Raw genomic sequence first — 14,185 nt, 5'->3', positions numbered from 1 at the left:
ACTGCCTTTGTGCTAGTTTGCAGGGCGAAGGTCGAAGAAGGACCATGGCGTGGCGGGTTTTCGTGAGCGTTTCGATTGCCATCGCGACCAAACCGGGCGGCATCCGCTCTGCTGTCGTGAGCTGACGTGATCATGGTCGCGCGGCACGGCCAATTTTCCGGTATCGGCGCACTGCGCAGCGTGATTTGGGGAAACCGTTATGCTTTTTAGAGTTGTGGCGGCCGCCTTTGCGGCGCTGTGTCTTTCGGCGCCTGCTGTCGCCGGCGCTCAACCGGAGCCATCGCTCTCCGCGACCTCAAGCAATGCAACCATGGAGCGCGCGGTCGATCAGCTATTCGCCCGATGGGCCGAACCGAACTCTCCCGGCGCCGTGATCGCCATCCTTCAAGACGGCAAGATCATCTACAGCCAAGGTTATGGCGCAGCCAATCTGGAGCATGGCGTGCCTAACACGCCCGCAACCGTATTCCACCTGGCATCGGTCTCCAAGCAGTTCACCGCCTTCGCGATCTACCTCCTCGCCCACGACGGAAAATTGTCTCTGGACGACGATGTTCGCAAATATGTTCCGAAGCTGCACGACTTCGGCAAGCTGATCACGATTCGCCAGCTGCTTCATCACACCAGCGGCGTTCGAGACCAGTGGAATCTTCTGGCGCTGGCAGGGTGGCGGCTCGACGACGAGATCACGGACGATGATGTCGCGCGCCTGCTGTTTCAACAAGCCGAGCTGAACTTCGCGCCCGGCGATCAGTTCCTCTATAGCAACAGCGGCTATACGCTGCTTGCGATGGTCGTGAAGCAGGTGTCCGGTAAAACGCTGCCCGAGTTCGCGAAGGAGCACATCTTCGACCCTCTCGGCATGTCTCACACTCACTTCCAGGACAAATACGGTATCGTCGTCAAGGACCGGGCCTATTCCTACGGGCGTCAGCCGGACGGCAAGTACCAATATATTGCGCTGACCTATTCGACGGTCGGGCCTTCGAGCCTGTTTTCAACGGTCGGCGACCTGGCGCGCTGGGATGAGAACTTCTACACCGGCGAAGTTGGGGGCCTGGCGCTACTCGCCGAGATGCAGCAGAAGGGTCAGCTCAACAACGGCAAGGACATCAACTACGCGTCGGGCCTATCGATAGGAAAGTATCGCGGGCTCAGGACGGTCGAGCATGCCGGCGGCGATGCCGCATACCGGACCAATATTCTCAGATTTCCAGACCAGCATTTCTCCGTCGTGGTGCTGGCAAACGCGGGAGACCTGAATCCCACAGCGCTCTCATTCAGGATCGCCGACATCTATCTCAAGGAGCTGCTCAAGCCTGCGCCTGACAAGCCGACCCTTGAAGACAAGCCGGAAGTCGCCGTCGATCCCAAGATCCTTGACGCCTATGTTGGCGATTACGAACTCAGACCGGGGTTCATCATTTCCATCACCAAGGACAATGACCATCTGGTCACGCGCGCGACCGGCCAGCCATCGTTTCCAATGTACGCGGTGTCCAATACCGCTTTCCGCCTGAGGGTGGTTCCCGCCGAAGTCGTCTTCGACGAAGTCGCGCAGGGCGGAACGGCCCAGAACGCAGTTCTGCACCAGAACGGCGCCAATCATCCTCTGAAGCGGATCACCATCACCAAGCCTGCGGCAGACCGGCTCAAGGCGTACGAGGGCCACTATTACAGCGCAGAACTCGGCGTCATCTACCAGGTGTTCGTTCGCGAGAACGCGCTGATGGTGCACTATCCGCGAGGAGAGCTCGATCTGCAGCCGGTCGGGACTGACGCGTTCACGACGGGCTTTCCGATCGGCAATCTGAAGTTCGTTTGCGCAGACGATGGCAAGTGCAATGCACTGTCGATCGATGACGGCCGCGTCAAGCGGCTGAGGTTCGACAAGATCTCGCTCGATCCGATCGGTTCGAAGTCGTCGCAATGATCAGGGATGCGCTGCCCGGAATGCGAGCGGGAAGCGCGTGCTTGGCCGCTGGCGCCACGACGTCCGGTCGTCGGCCACAAGCAGACAATCGCCATCATTCACCGGCAGGCGCGCCACCACGTTGCGGAAACAGCTGAACTGCCCCCTCGGGAAGCAGCCCGTAGGCCTGAAGCACGCCGTAGACGAGTGCTGCTAGTATCATGAAACCGATGATGAGATTGAGCTTGAACACCTCGTCACGCACTCCTTCGTTCGAGCGCAACGTCCCCAGTGCCCTCGATACCAGACCAGCGGCAGCTGATGTCCGCGACTGACGAAGCACGAACCCGGACGATCACGCCTTCGAGATGCCGCCGTCGATCACGGGCCCCAGCGGCTCGTAGCGTTCGCCACTGAAACGCGTCAGTTGCAACTGTTCGAGCGGATAGTAGTCGGTCGACGAGGTGTTGATCTTGATGCCCGGCAGCAGCATGTCGGATTCGACGTTCTTGAGGTTTGCCGCCTGCTTGATGATGCTTTCGGACGAGACGTCGTCGCCGCACTGCTTGAGCACCTGAACCAGGATCTGGCTGGTGAGATAGCCGGTGACCGCGTAGATGTCGTTCTTGGCGGCCGCCGGATCGTATTTGTCGAGGAAGGCGCGCCATTTCTGGATGGCGGGATCGCTGTCCCAGGCGGCATCGACGGGATCCTTCAGATAGGCGCTCGAAATGATGCCCTTGGAGACGTCGAAGCCCGCGGCCTTCAGCGTCGAGCCGGCGGAGGAGGCGTTGTTGCCGATGTAATGTGCCGGTTGCCAGCCGAGCTCGGCGATCTTCTTGATGCCTTGGGCGGCGAATTTCGGCGTGGTCATGCTCATGAACACGTTGGCGCCGGCGGATTTGCAGCGGACCACCTGGCTGTCGATGGTCGGGTCTGATGTCTCATAGGACAGCTCCGCCACGATTGCGGAGGTCTTGGCGCCGAGGCCGTCCTTGAAACCCTTCAGCACGTCGCGTCCGAAATCGTCGTTCTGGTAGACGATGCCGATCTTCGGATCGTTCTGTGTCGACAGGACGTGCTGCGCGAAGGCGCGGCCCTCGATCTGGTAGCAGGGCTGGAAACCCATCGTGTACGGGAAATTCTTGTAGTCGCCGAACTTGGTGGCGCCCGAGGCGATGAAGAGGTGCGGGACCTTCTTCTGGTTCATATACTTCATGATCGCGGCATTGGTGGGCGCGCCGAGCGGCGCGAACAGCACGTCGATCTCGTCGCTCTCGACCAGCTTGCGTGCCTGTTCCACCGTCTTGGCCGGGCTGTAGGCGTCGTCATAGGTGATGTACTTGATCATGCGGCCGTTGATGCCGCCTTGCTCGTTGATCATCTTGAAATAGCCGCCGGGCGTGCGGCCGATCGACGAATAGACCGCAGCCGGTCCGGAATAGGCGTCGATGTTGCCGATCACGATCTCGGTCTTGCCCTTGGCAATCGCGGGCCTGCCGAGCAGCAGCGCGGCTGACGTGGCAGTGGCGCCCTTGATGAGATGACGGCGGGTGAGCTGGGGTGAACGGTTCCTTGTCATTCTTATTCCTCCGCTTCTTCTTGTTGGCCGTTTGGCATTGTTGGCCGTTTTGGCAGCCTCTGACGGGCATGTCGGCTCAGAGCATTCCATGGTGCTTGAGCTCGATCAAATCAGTTTAAGAGCGTGGCGCGGCGGAACTTGTGCGCAGTCGCTACCATCAGGAATATTGGCGCGGTGTCGGGATGCGGCGCGGCGGATCAGGCGATCCACCGCGCCGCGTGTCGAGATCGATCAGGCCGGCAGGGCGCGGGTTGCCGCGCGGCCGTTCGTCTTCAACTCGCGCAGCGGAAACACCCGATCGTAGGCGATGTTGAACACGAACGCGTAGACCAGATAGAACGCGACGATCGAGATATCCATCATCAGCGCGGCCCACAGCGAGACGCCGAGATACCAGGCGACGAACGGGATCAGCAGCACGATCAGGCCAGCCTCGAACAGCATCGCGTGCGCGACGCGGATCGGCATCGTCTTGGCGACGCGGCCGGTGAGGCGGACCAGCGCATGGTCGAAGCCGAGATTGAACAGCAGGTTCCAGACCGTCGCCACCGTCGCCGAGACGACGCCGATGACGCCCATATGGGCGACCGTCTGATTGAACAGCCAGGCGGCTGCCGGCGTGAAGATGGCGATTCCGATCAGTTCGAACAGGACTGCGTGCCTGATCCGGTCGGAGAAGGAACGCATGGACATAACAAAACCCTTTCTTGTCGTTGTGACCGGGTTTCTATCTGATATTGTGCCAGTACAAAGTTAGATAATATCTGGAAAAGAGATAGATGACCGTCTCCATGGAGCAGCTCGAATCCTTCGTGGCGGCTGCCGAGCAGGGCTCGTTCTCCGGTGCCGCGCGGCTCTTGAAGAAAGCGCAGTCGGCGGTCAGCACGCACGTCGCCAATCTGGAAACAGACCTCGGCATTGCGCTGTTCGACCGCGCCGGTCGCAACCCGGTGCTGACCGAAGCGGGGGCGCGGCTGTTGCCGGAAGCGAAACTGATCCTCGATCGCCGCGAGCATCTGATCGGCGTTGCCAGCAGTTTCGAGGCCCATGTCGAGAAGCGGTTGGTGGTGGCGATCGACGAACTCTATCCGGAGAGCGCCGTTGGCGAGCTGTTTGCGGAATTCGCGGGGCGCTTTCCCCATGTCGAGCTGGAGCTGCTGTTTCCGATCATGGAGGACGTCAGCCGCCTCGTGCTCGACGGCAAGGCGGATGTTGGCGTGATGTGGCGGCAAGAGCAGCTGCCACCCGAACTCGGCTTCAAGACCATCGGCTGGGTGCCGCTGCAACTGGTCTGCGGCAAGAACCATCCGCTGGCGAATGGCCGGGTGGATTGGGAGGAGCTGAAGCGGCATCGCCAGATCATGGTCACGGTGCGCAACGAAGGCACCGAGCGGCACAGGTTGCGTGTCGCAGCCGAGGTGTGGTGGGTCGAGAGCCATTGGGTGATCCTGCAGATCCTCAAGCATGGCGTTGGCTGGGCGCTGATCCCGGCCCACATCGTGGCAAGTTCGCAGGTGGCCGGGGAGTTGGCGATTCCCGAACTGGAGTTCGACGAGGGCGCGCATCCGGTCGCGCTCGAAGTGGTCTGGCACAAGCAGAGGCCGGCCGGGCCGGCGGCAAAATGGCTGCGCCGCCGTTTCGCCACGCGGCCGCCGATGCTGCGCATGTGACAGGACAGGCGCGTCGCTCAGCGCATGGTGAGCTGACATCGCGGCCGTGATGTGTTGCGATGCGTCACGCACGGACTGACAGGGTGGAGACGATGGCGAAGCAATTGGAAGGCAAGGTCGCGGCGGTGACCGGGGCAGCATCGGGCATCGGGCTTGCGAGCAGCGAGGCGATGCTGGCGGCCGGCGCGCGCGTGGTGATGGTCGACCGCGACGCGGCCGCGCTGCAAGCGCTCGTCGCCAAGCATGGCGATGCGGTGATCCCGCTGGTGATCGACCTGCTCGACCCCAGGGCCTGCGCGAGCCTGCTGCCGCAGGTGCTCGAAAGGGCCGGCCAGCTCGACATCCTGCACGCCAATGCCGGCATCTATGTCGGCGGCGACCTCGTCGAGGCGGATACCAATGCGATCGACCGGATGCTGAACCTCAACGTCAATGTCGTGATGAAGAACGTACACGACGTGCTGCCGCACATGATCGCGCGCGGGACCGGCGACATCATCGTGACCAGCTCGCTCGCCGCGCATTTCCCGACGCCGTGGGAGCCGGTCTATGCGTCGTCGAAATGGGCGATCAACTGCTTCGTGCAGACGGTGCGGCGCCAGGTGTTCAAGCACGGCATCCGCGTCGGTTCGATCTCGCCGGGGCCCGTGATCAGCGCGCTGCTCGCCGACTGGCCGGCGGAGAAGCTTGCCGAGGCCAAGGCGGCGGGCAGCCTGCTGGAAACGAACGAAGTCGCCGAGGTCGTGATGTTCATGCTGACCCGGCCGCGCGGCATGACCATCCGCGACGTCGTGATGTTGCCGACGAATTTCGATCTGTAAGGACCTCAGGCGGCGCCGCGATCGAGAGCAGGCGCGGGCGCCTGTTTGGTCAGCCGGCGCAGCGCCGCGACATTGGTGGTGGCGGAGGCCAGGCGGCACTGGGCCTTGCCGGCGGATTTGGCCTCATAGAGCGCGGCATCGGCGACCGCCAATAGCTCCTCGGCCTCAGTGCCATGCTCGGGCGACACAGCGACGCCGACACTGACGCCGACCTTTGCAAGAGTGCCGTCGGCCAGCCGGTAGGGCATGGTGACCGCCTGGATGACGCGTTGGCCGACCGCAAGCGCCTGCTCGGCGCTGACGCCGTTTGCCAGCACCACGAACTCGTCGCCGCCGAGCCGCGCGATCACGTCGGTCTCAGGCAAAGCGCGCCGCAGCCGTTCGGCCGCCAGCATCAGCACCTGGTCGCCGGCCGCGTGCCCGTAGGTGTCATTGACCGGCTTGAAATTATCGAGGTCGAAGAACAGCAGCGCGAACGGCGCGCCGTTTCCGGCCGGGGCTGCGAGCTTGGCGTTCAGCGCGGCGACGAAACCAGCGCGATTGCGCAGGCCGGTCAGGGTATCGTGATGGGCAAGATGGCCGTTCTCGCGCTCGGCGCGCATGGTTGCGATCAGCATCTTGTTGAGGCGGAAGGCCGCAACCGTCATCGCCGTGAGATAGAGCGGCACCTGCAGGAAGACGATGAACAGCAGAGGCTCGCCGGCAAGCGCCGCACCGGGCACGATCGGGCCGAGGCTGAGCAGGATCATGGTTCCGGCCAGCCGTGGCGCGCTGAAATTGCGGAAGCAAATGCCGCCGACCATCGCTGCCGCCGACAGCGAGGCCAGCATCGCAACCACCCAGTCGCCGCTTGCGAGGCTGATCAGGATACCGAAGCCGACACTGGCGCTCCAGGCGACCGCCAGCACGAGGTGCAGATCGGTCGGCGTCGGCCGCCGCTCGCGCGCCGCGCGATGCGCGGTCACCAGCACCGCCAATCGCGACAGGCAGATCACGACTTCGAGGATAACCCAGGTGATGAAGGGTGCAGTCGGCTCGCGGATCGCGATCGCGGCGGCCACCGCGACCGTGTTGACGGCGCCGGCTGCGAACACCGGCAGCGAGCCGTAAAGGTCTCCGATCAGCGCCGTGCGGATGTCGTCCGGTACACCCGGTCCGGCGTCGGCGAGCCAGCGCGTCACGCCCCAGCGCGGCTGGCTGTATCGTCCTTTTTCGGACTGCATTGTTCTTGCCTCGTACTTTCGGCTGGCAAGAAACCTGACCGGCCCTAACAGGTCTCTAAGGCGGGCTCCGATCCACGCAACGTGATTGACGAGCCGTAAATCCGGGGTCAACAGGCGGTCATTCGGGTGTCACCTCGCTCGACTGTGATGGCGCCCGGAAAATCGCAACGGCGAGGCGGGCGCTATGACCACTCTTGGGATCATCCCGACCTGGATCGGGATTGCCGCCTGCATTGCGCAGTCGGCGCTGTTCTCCGGTCTCAATCTTGCGGTGTTCAGCCTCAGCCTGCTGCGGCTGCAGATCGAGGCGGACAGCGGCAACGCCAATGCAATGCGGGTGCTGGAGCTGCGCAAGAGTTCGAACCAGATCCTTGCCACCATCATCTGGGGCAATGTCACCACCAACGTGCTGCTGACGCTGTTGTCGGATTCGGTGCTGGCCGGTATCGGCGCCTTCGTGTTCTCGGCCTTTGCCATCACGCTGCTGGGCGAGATCTTCCCGCAGGCCTATTTCTCGCGCAACGCGCTGGCGATGACCGCACGGTTCCTGCCGTTTCTGAATTTCTATCGCGTCGTGCTGTTTCCGCTGGCGAAGCCGACCGCGATGGTGCTCGACTGGTGGCTCGGATCGGAAGGCATCACCTATCTGCGCGAGCAGGATATCCGGCAGATGATCGCCCGCCACGTGATCGCCGGCGGCGACATCAGCAGGGTGGAGGCGACCGGTGCGCAGAACTTCCTCGACCTCGACGACATCTCGGTCTGCGACGAGGGCGAACTGATCGATCCCGACAGCATCCTGAGCCTGCCGCTCGCGAATCAGCGCTGCGTGCTGCCGAAATTCGACCGCGTCCCCGACGATCCGTTCCTGCGCCGGATCGATGCGTCGGGGATGAAATGGGTGATCGTGACCGATCTCGCCGGCGAGCCGGTGTTCGTGCTCGACGCCCATCACTTTCTGCGCGATGCGCTGTTCAACCAGCTCGAGAGCGATCCGACCGCCTATTGGCACCGGCCGATCATCGTGCGCGACGCCAAGGCGCGGCTCGGCGATGTGATCGGGCTGATGAAGGTCGTGCCGGAGACGCCAGGCGACGACGTGATCGAACACGACCTGATCCTGGTGTGGGGCGCCCAGAAGCGCATCATCACCGGCTCGGACCTGCTCGGGCGGCTGCTGCGCGGGATCGCGACCGTGGAGAAGCGAACGGCGGCCTAGACGGCGACAAGTTGCTCCGCGGTGGTCGCTGCGCGCTTCGGCTTCTTTGCTTTCGCCGGCGCGAACAGATTGCCAGCGGCGAGGCCCGCGGTGTCGGCGACAGCGGGATCGCACGACACCATGGCGGCGACGATGGCGCCGTCGATCAGCAGCGCGAGCTGGTGCGCCAGCACGGCCGGCTCCGTCGCGCCCATCTCGCCGGCGAGCTTCTCGATATGCGCCAGCACCACCTTCTTGTGCTTCAGCGCGATATTGCGGAACTGCTTGGCGTCCTTGTCGTGCTCGGCGACCGCATTGATGAAGGGGCAGCCGTAGAAGCGCTCCTCGGCGAACCATGTCTTCAGGGCAGGGAAGATCCGCGCAAGCTTGGTCTGCGGATCGCCGCCGCCGGCCTCGATCGCGCCGATGAACCATTCGCGCCACTGCTTGCCTTCGCTCTCCAGCACGGCGTGCACCAGATTGGTCTTCGAGCCGAACAATTTGTAGAGCGTGGTCTTGGCGGTTCCGGCCTCGTCGATGATCGCATCGATGCCGGTGGCGTTGATGCCGTTCTTGCAGAACAGATGCGTGGCCGCGTTGAGCAGGCGCCCGCGCGCGGATTCATCGTCGCCGGCGGCGAACGCAGCGGCAGGTTTTTTCTTCGTGAGCGATTTGGCCATGCGCGGCAGTAAATCGGAGCGCGGCAAAATCATCAAGCCGCATCTTCACGGGGGCGGTGATGTGCGCAGTCTTGCGCCGAAAATAATCGCTGCCGCGCAGCATTTGCTTGGCGATTGAGCAGACCGGCGCTGATCAATCCGCAGGCAGGCGCGCTTAAGCGCCTGCGCAATTTCACCTTTTGATTTGGCGGGGGACTGGCACGCTTCGTGCAGGAAACAGACCGTTCGGTATCCTGACCATTTCCATCGCTCCCAGGGAGAAAACTGATGACCGCTGTCGCTCAAAAAACCGCTCTGACCGGCTGCCTCGCGCCGATCGACAAAGGCGGGCTCGAGCAGCTCATTGCCAACGGCAAGGCCAATCCGAAGGTGATCAAGACCTTGAAGTGCAAGACGGTGGCCGAGGGCAAGTTCCGCCATGCCAACTACATCCGCAACCTCGCGCCCTACATCGTCGACGAGCCGCCGGGCCTGCTCGGCGACGACACCGCGCCCAATCCCTCCGAAGCCTCGCTCGCCGCGCTCGGCTCCTGCCTTGCGGTCGGCCTGCACGCCAACGCGGTGCATCGCGGCTGGATCGTCAACAAGCTCGAGCTGGAGCTCGAGGGCGACCTCAACATCACGGCGGTGTGGGGCACCGGCGACGTCAGCGAGAAGCCGGTCGGCTTCACCGATGTGCGCGTCAAGGTCGACATGGATTGCGAGGGCGTTCCGCAGGCCGAAATCGATGCGCTGGTGGCGCATGTGAAGAAGTGGTCGCCGGTCGCCAACACCTTCACCCGCCCCGTCAATCTCGAGGTCAGCGCGTAGTCGCTGAACCGGCAATTCAAGGTGCGGAGACCATCCATGGGTTCACTGGCTTTATCGCGGGTCGCAGCTCAAGATCCCGCACCGACGATTGCGGACGAGGTCGCACGCCTCGCCCGCCAGGAGCTGACGCCGCTCGCATCCGCGATCGATGCCGGCTCGGTCTATCCCGCCGAATTCCTGCGCCGGCTCGGCGAGGTCGGTGCGTGGAACAGCCACGTGCCGCAGGAGGGCCCCGCCGACCTGCGCTGCGCCATCCAGTCGATGGCGGCGATCGGCGAGGTCTGCGGCGCCACCGCCTTCATGGCCTGGTGCCAGAACACGCTGGTCTGGTACGCGGCGAACTCGACCAACATGAAGCTCGCCACCCGGTTCGGCGATTGCTTTTCCAGCGGGCGCCGGCTCGGCGGCACCGGGCTCTCCAACCCGATGAAGAGCTTCTTCGGCATCGAGCGGCTGAAGCTGAAGGGCCGCAAGGTCGACGGCGGTTACATCGTGCGCGGCGCGTTGCCCTGGGTGTCGAACCTCGGACCCGACCATTACTTCGGCACGATCTTCGAGCGCGAGGATGACGACGGCACGAGCGAGCAGGGGCGGACGGTGATGTTCCTCGCCGACTGCGCCGATCCGGCGATCACGCTGACGCCGTGCAAGCCGTTCCTGGCGATGGACGGCACCGGCACCTACGGCGTCCAGTTCCGCGATGCCTTCGTGCCGGACGAATTGATCCTGGCCGAGCCGGCCGCGCCGTTCGTCAAGAAGATCCGCGCCGGCTTCATCCTGCTGCAAGTCGGCATGGGCCTCGGGCTGATGAGGGACTGCATCAACATCATGGACGAGGTCCATGCGCCGCTCGGCCATGTCAACCGCTATCTGCCGCAGCAGCCGCTGCAATTCCGCGAGCTCTATGCCGAGCTCGAGAAGGAGGCGATGACGCTGGCGCGTGATCCCTACAATGCCGATGACAGCTACTGGCGCCGCGTCGTCGCGCTGCGGCTGCGGATCGGCGACGCCAGCGTCGCGGTCGCGCATGCCGCGATGCTCCATTGCGGCGCGCGCGGCTATCTGATGAGCCACCGCGCCCAGCGGCGGCTGCGCGAGGCCTATTTCGTCGCCATCGTCACGCCCGCCACCAAGCAGCTGCGCAAGATGCTGGCAGACGCGTGAAGCGCGGAGATCATGCTCAAACAAGTTCGGGACCACCAAGACTAGCAACCACAGACAGGAGAGGCTGCCATGACGGACGTTCTGATCACCGCCGGCGAACTTGCCGAGCTCGTCAAGAAAGAACCGTGTGTCATCATCGACACGCGGAATCCGGATGCTTATGCGGCGGGCCATCTGCCCGGTGCCGTCAATGTGCACGACGTCTTCACGTTCCTTGCGACCTCGACACCGGAGGGCATCCACGAGCTGAAGACCAAGTTCGCCGATGCGTTCGGTGCGGCGGGTCTCTCCGGCAACGAGACCGCCGTGATCTACGAGCAGTCGATGAATTCCGGCTTCGGCCAGTCCTGCCGCGGTTACTATCTGCTGACGATGTTGGGCTATCCCAAGATCAAGGTGCTGCATGGCGGATTCGATGCCTGGAAGGCGGCGGACCTGCCGGTCACGACGGATGTTGCCGTGCCGCTCAAGGCCGGCTTTGCGATCGTGCCGGAGGCCGGCGAGATCATGATCGATGCCAAGGCGATGCTGGCGGCGGTCGGCAAGCCGGGCGTTGCGATCCTCGACGTGCGCGATGTCGACGAGTGGATCGGCGAAAGCTCTTCTCCGTACGGTAAGGACTTCTGCCCGCGCAAGGGCCGCATCCCCGGCGCGGTGTGGCTCGAATGGTACCGCATGATGAAGCCGACCGGCGAAGGCCCGCGCTTCAAGTCGAAGGACGAGATCCTTGCGGAGTGCGCAACTGTCGGCATCTCGCAGACCACGCCGGTCTATCTCTACTGCTTCAAGGGCGCGCGTGCCTCGAACACCTTCCTGGCGCTGAAGAATGCCGGCGTGAAGGACGTGCGGATGTATTTCGGCTCCTGGAACGAATGGTCGCGCGACCCCGCGCTGCCGATCGATGAGGGCTTGCCGAGCACGGCCGTCGTCACAGGCAAAGCGGCATAAAACGTGCATAATTGCGAGCGTCCGGTGGCGCAAGACACGGCCGGACGCCGATCAATACCGGCGTCGGCGCGCTGCGCGCCGATCCTTCAGGAGGAAACCTCATGAAACGCGAAGACCTCACCGAGAAGCTGCTCGACATCAAGCGCGAGAAAGGCTGGAGCTGGAAGTACATCTGCGAAAAGATCGGCGGCTATTCCGAAGTGCTGATCACGGGCGCGATCCTCGGCCAGATGAAATTGACAAAACCGCAGGCGGCGAATGCCGGCGAGCTGTTCGGGCTATCGAAGGCCGAGATCGCGATGCTCAACGAGGTGCCGATGCGCGGCACCGGCACGCCGATGCCGCCGACCGATCCCTTGATCTATCGATTCTACGAGATGGTGATGGTCAACGGGCCGGCGTGGAAGGCGCTGATCGAGGAAGAGTTCGGCGACGGCATCATGTCGGCGATCGACTTCGACATGGCGATGGAACGCGTTGCCAATCCGAAGGGCGATCGCGTCAAGATCACCATGAGCGGCAAGTTCCTGCCGTACAAATATTACGGCGCCAGCGGCAACGTGCCGGAATACGGCTTCAAGGAGGAGTGAGAAGGGCGCGAGCGTTCCACGCCGCGCGCCCCTCGGTGTTTCGCCAAGGCTACAGGATCGTGCCCGGCGTGTAGCTCGCGGCTTCCGGCTTGGCCTTGGCCAGCGCCTCGACTTGCTCGGCGAAGAAATCCACCTGCGCGGCGGCGTCGCCGGAGTTGGCGCGGCCCTGGTCGAGCACGGCCTGCAGCTCGGCTGCGCTCAAGCCGAGACGTTGATCGGCGGCGAGACGTTGCAGCAGGTCGTTCTGCACGATCTTGCCGGTGCGCAGGTCGCCGATGGCCGCGACGGCATGCTCCTTGATCGCCTCATGCGCGCCTTCGCGGCCGGCGCCCTTCTTGACCGCTTCCATCATCACCGTGGTGGTCAGCAGGAAGGGCAGATAGCGGTTCAGCTCGGTCGCGACGACGGCTTCGAACACCTCCATCTGGTCGAGCACGGTGAGCAGGGTTTCGAGCAGGCCGTCCATGGCGAGGAAGGCGTCGGGCAGCATGACGCGGCGGACCACGGAGCAGGAGACGTCGCCTTCGTTCCACTGATCGCCGGCGAGCCCTGCGGCCATCGCGAGATAGCCCTTCAGGATCACATGCAGGCCGTTGATGCGCTCGCAGGAGCGGCTGTTCATCTTGTGCGGCATCGCCGAAGAGCCGACCTGGCCCTTGGCAAAACCTTCGCTGGCGAGTTCGTGGCCCGCCATCAGGCGGATGGTCTTGGCGAAATTGCCGGGACCGCTGGCGAGCTCGGTGAGCACGCTGACCGCGCGGAAGTCGAGGCTGCGCGGATAGACCTGGCCGACGGCATCGAGCGCCTTCGGCAAGCCGAGATGAACCAGGATGCGCTGCTCCAGCGCGCGCGCCTTGCCGGCATCGCCGTTGAACAGGGTGATCTGGTCGAGACGGGTGCCCACCGCGCCCTTCAGGCCGCGCGCGGGATAGGTCTGCAGCACGTTGGCCAGGCTCTGATGCGCAATCAGCATCTCCTCGCCGGACATGGCGATGCGCTTGCCGAGCGTCGTGACCTGTGCGGCCACGTTGTGAGTGCGGGCGGTGAACGGGATGTCGCGCAATTGCTTCGCGCGCTTCGCAAACCGGATGAGCGCGGCGATGCTCTTGGTCTCGACCAACTGCATGGCGCGGTAGACCTGGAGCTGCTCGACGTTCTCGGTGAGGTCGCGGCTGGTCATGCCCTTGTGCAGGTGCTCGTGCCCGGCCAGATCGCAGAACTCCTCGATCCGCGCCTTGACGTCGTGGCGGGTGATCCGCTCGCGCTGCATGATGGACTTGAGGTTGATCTGGTCCTTGACCCGCTCGTAGCTTTCGATCACGCCATCCGGAACCGGAATGCCGAGATCGCGCTGGCCCTTCAGCACGGCGATCCAGTAGTCGCGTTCGAGGCGCACCTTGCCTTCGCCGCTCCAGATGGCGCGCATGGCGGGTGAGGCGTAACGTTCGGCGAGGACGTTGGAAATGTGATCTTGGGACATGATCCCGCTCTCTTGGCATTGCCTGAGGCTGGCCGCAAGTCGCGAGCTGTCATGAATCGTCAGGTCTGATAGCGCCTTGGTCGGACTTGCGGTGCTGGCCCCACCAT

General features: G+C 63.6%; 14 protein-coding genes. 8 read left to right on the top strand and 6 right to left on the bottom strand.

Annotation, left to right across the window (positions count from 1 at the left end):
- Positions 1–199 precede the first annotated feature (199 nt).
- Complete coding sequence (locus JQ616_RS15000; protein WP_212015482.1) at positions 200–1,933, top strand: serine hydrolase; 1,734 nt, start codon at positions 200–202, stop codon at positions 1,931–1,933.
- 94 nt (positions 1,934–2,027) lie between these two features.
- Here the strand turns inward: JQ616_RS15000 and JQ616_RS14995 are convergent, their stop codons facing one another.
- The 3 genes from JQ616_RS14995 to JQ616_RS14985 form a co-directional block, all read right to left on the bottom strand.
- A complete protein-coding gene (locus tag JQ616_RS14995) occupies positions 2,028–2,177 on the bottom strand; it encodes a hypothetical protein (protein WP_212015480.1) in 150 nt (49 codons plus the stop codon).
- Positions 2,178–2,267: 90 nt separating this feature from the next.
- Positions 2,268–3,494: an ABC transporter substrate-binding protein gene (locus tag JQ616_RS14990; RefSeq protein WP_212015478.1), complete on the bottom strand. Its 1,227-nt coding sequence runs from the start codon at positions 3,492–3,494 to the stop codon at positions 2,268–2,270.
- A gap of 231 nt (positions 3,495–3,725) precedes the next feature.
- Positions 3,726–4,181 (bottom strand): PACE efflux transporter, encoded by a 456-nt coding sequence (locus JQ616_RS14985; RefSeq protein ID WP_212016312.1) that lies wholly within the window; start codon positions 4,179–4,181, stop codon positions 3,726–3,728.
- Positions 4,182–4,273: 92 nt separating this feature from the next.
- Between JQ616_RS14985 and JQ616_RS14980 the strand changes: the two genes are divergently transcribed.
- Both JQ616_RS14980 and JQ616_RS14975 read left to right on the top strand, forming a co-directional pair.
- On the top strand, positions 4,274–5,164 hold the full coding sequence (locus JQ616_RS14980; RefSeq protein WP_212015475.1) for a LysR family transcriptional regulator: 891 nt from the start codon (positions 4,274–4,276) through the stop codon (positions 5,162–5,164).
- 92 nt (positions 5,165–5,256) lie between these two features.
- Positions 5,257–5,985: an SDR family oxidoreductase gene (locus JQ616_RS14975; RefSeq protein ID WP_212015473.1), complete on the top strand. Its 729-nt coding sequence runs from the start codon at positions 5,257–5,259 to the stop codon at positions 5,983–5,985.
- 5 nt (positions 5,986–5,990) lie between these two features.
- Here JQ616_RS14975 and JQ616_RS14970 read toward each other — a convergent pair whose 3' ends face one another.
- Positions 5,991–7,208, bottom strand: a complete 1,218-nt coding sequence (locus JQ616_RS14970; RefSeq protein ID WP_212015471.1) for a GGDEF domain-containing protein — start codon at positions 7,206–7,208, stop codon at positions 5,991–5,993.
- 184 nt (positions 7,209–7,392) lie between these two features.
- On the opposite strand from JQ616_RS14970, the gene JQ616_RS14965 reads away from it, so the two are divergent.
- Entirely contained in the window at positions 7,393–8,427 is a 1,035-nt protein-coding gene (locus JQ616_RS14965) for a DUF21 domain-containing protein (protein WP_212015469.1), read from the top strand.
- Here JQ616_RS14965 and JQ616_RS14960 read toward each other — a convergent pair.
- The gene (locus JQ616_RS14960; protein WP_212015467.1) at positions 8,424–9,086 is read right to left on the bottom strand and encodes a TetR/AcrR family transcriptional regulator; all 663 of its coding nucleotides are present in this window, start codon (positions 9,084–9,086) and stop codon (positions 8,424–8,426) included. The two genes, JQ616_RS14965 and JQ616_RS14960, sit on opposite strands and share 4 nt — an antisense overlap.
- A 267-nt stretch (positions 9,087–9,353) precedes the next feature.
- Between JQ616_RS14960 and JQ616_RS14955 the strand changes: the two genes are divergently transcribed.
- From JQ616_RS14955 to cynS, 4 genes are all read left to right on the top strand, one after another.
- Positions 9,354–9,896 (top strand): OsmC family protein, encoded by a 543-nt coding sequence (locus tag JQ616_RS14955; RefSeq protein WP_212015465.1) that lies wholly within the window; start codon positions 9,354–9,356, stop codon positions 9,894–9,896.
- Positions 9,897–9,932: 36 nt separating this feature from the next.
- Entirely contained in the window at positions 9,933–11,060 is a 1,128-nt protein-coding gene (locus tag JQ616_RS14950; protein WP_212015463.1) for an acyl-CoA dehydrogenase family protein, read from the top strand.
- Between the two features lie 69 nt (positions 11,061–11,129).
- Complete coding sequence (locus JQ616_RS14945; protein ID WP_212015461.1) at positions 11,130–12,008, top strand: sulfurtransferase; 879 nt, start codon at positions 11,130–11,132, stop codon at positions 12,006–12,008.
- 101 nt (positions 12,009–12,109) lie between these two features.
- The gene (gene cynS / locus JQ616_RS14940; protein WP_212015459.1) at positions 12,110–12,598 is read left to right on the top strand and encodes a cyanase; all 489 of its coding nucleotides are present in this window, start codon (positions 12,110–12,112) and stop codon (positions 12,596–12,598) included.
- Positions 12,599–12,647: 49 nt separating this feature from the next.
- On the opposite strand, the gene purB is transcribed toward cynS, so the two are convergent.
- A complete protein-coding gene (gene purB / locus JQ616_RS14935; protein ID WP_249136794.1) occupies positions 12,648–14,078 on the bottom strand; it encodes an adenylosuccinate lyase in 1,431 nt (476 codons plus the stop codon).
- Positions 14,079–14,185 lie beyond the last annotated feature (107 nt).

Source organism: Bradyrhizobium tropiciagri (assembly GCF_018130545.1).
GTDB lineage: Bacteria > Pseudomonadota > Alphaproteobacteria > Rhizobiales > Xanthobacteraceae > Bradyrhizobium > Bradyrhizobium tropiciagri_A.
The sequence above is the reverse complement of the archived record's forward strand: the minus strand, read 5'-3'. Positions and strand labels throughout refer to the sequence as shown.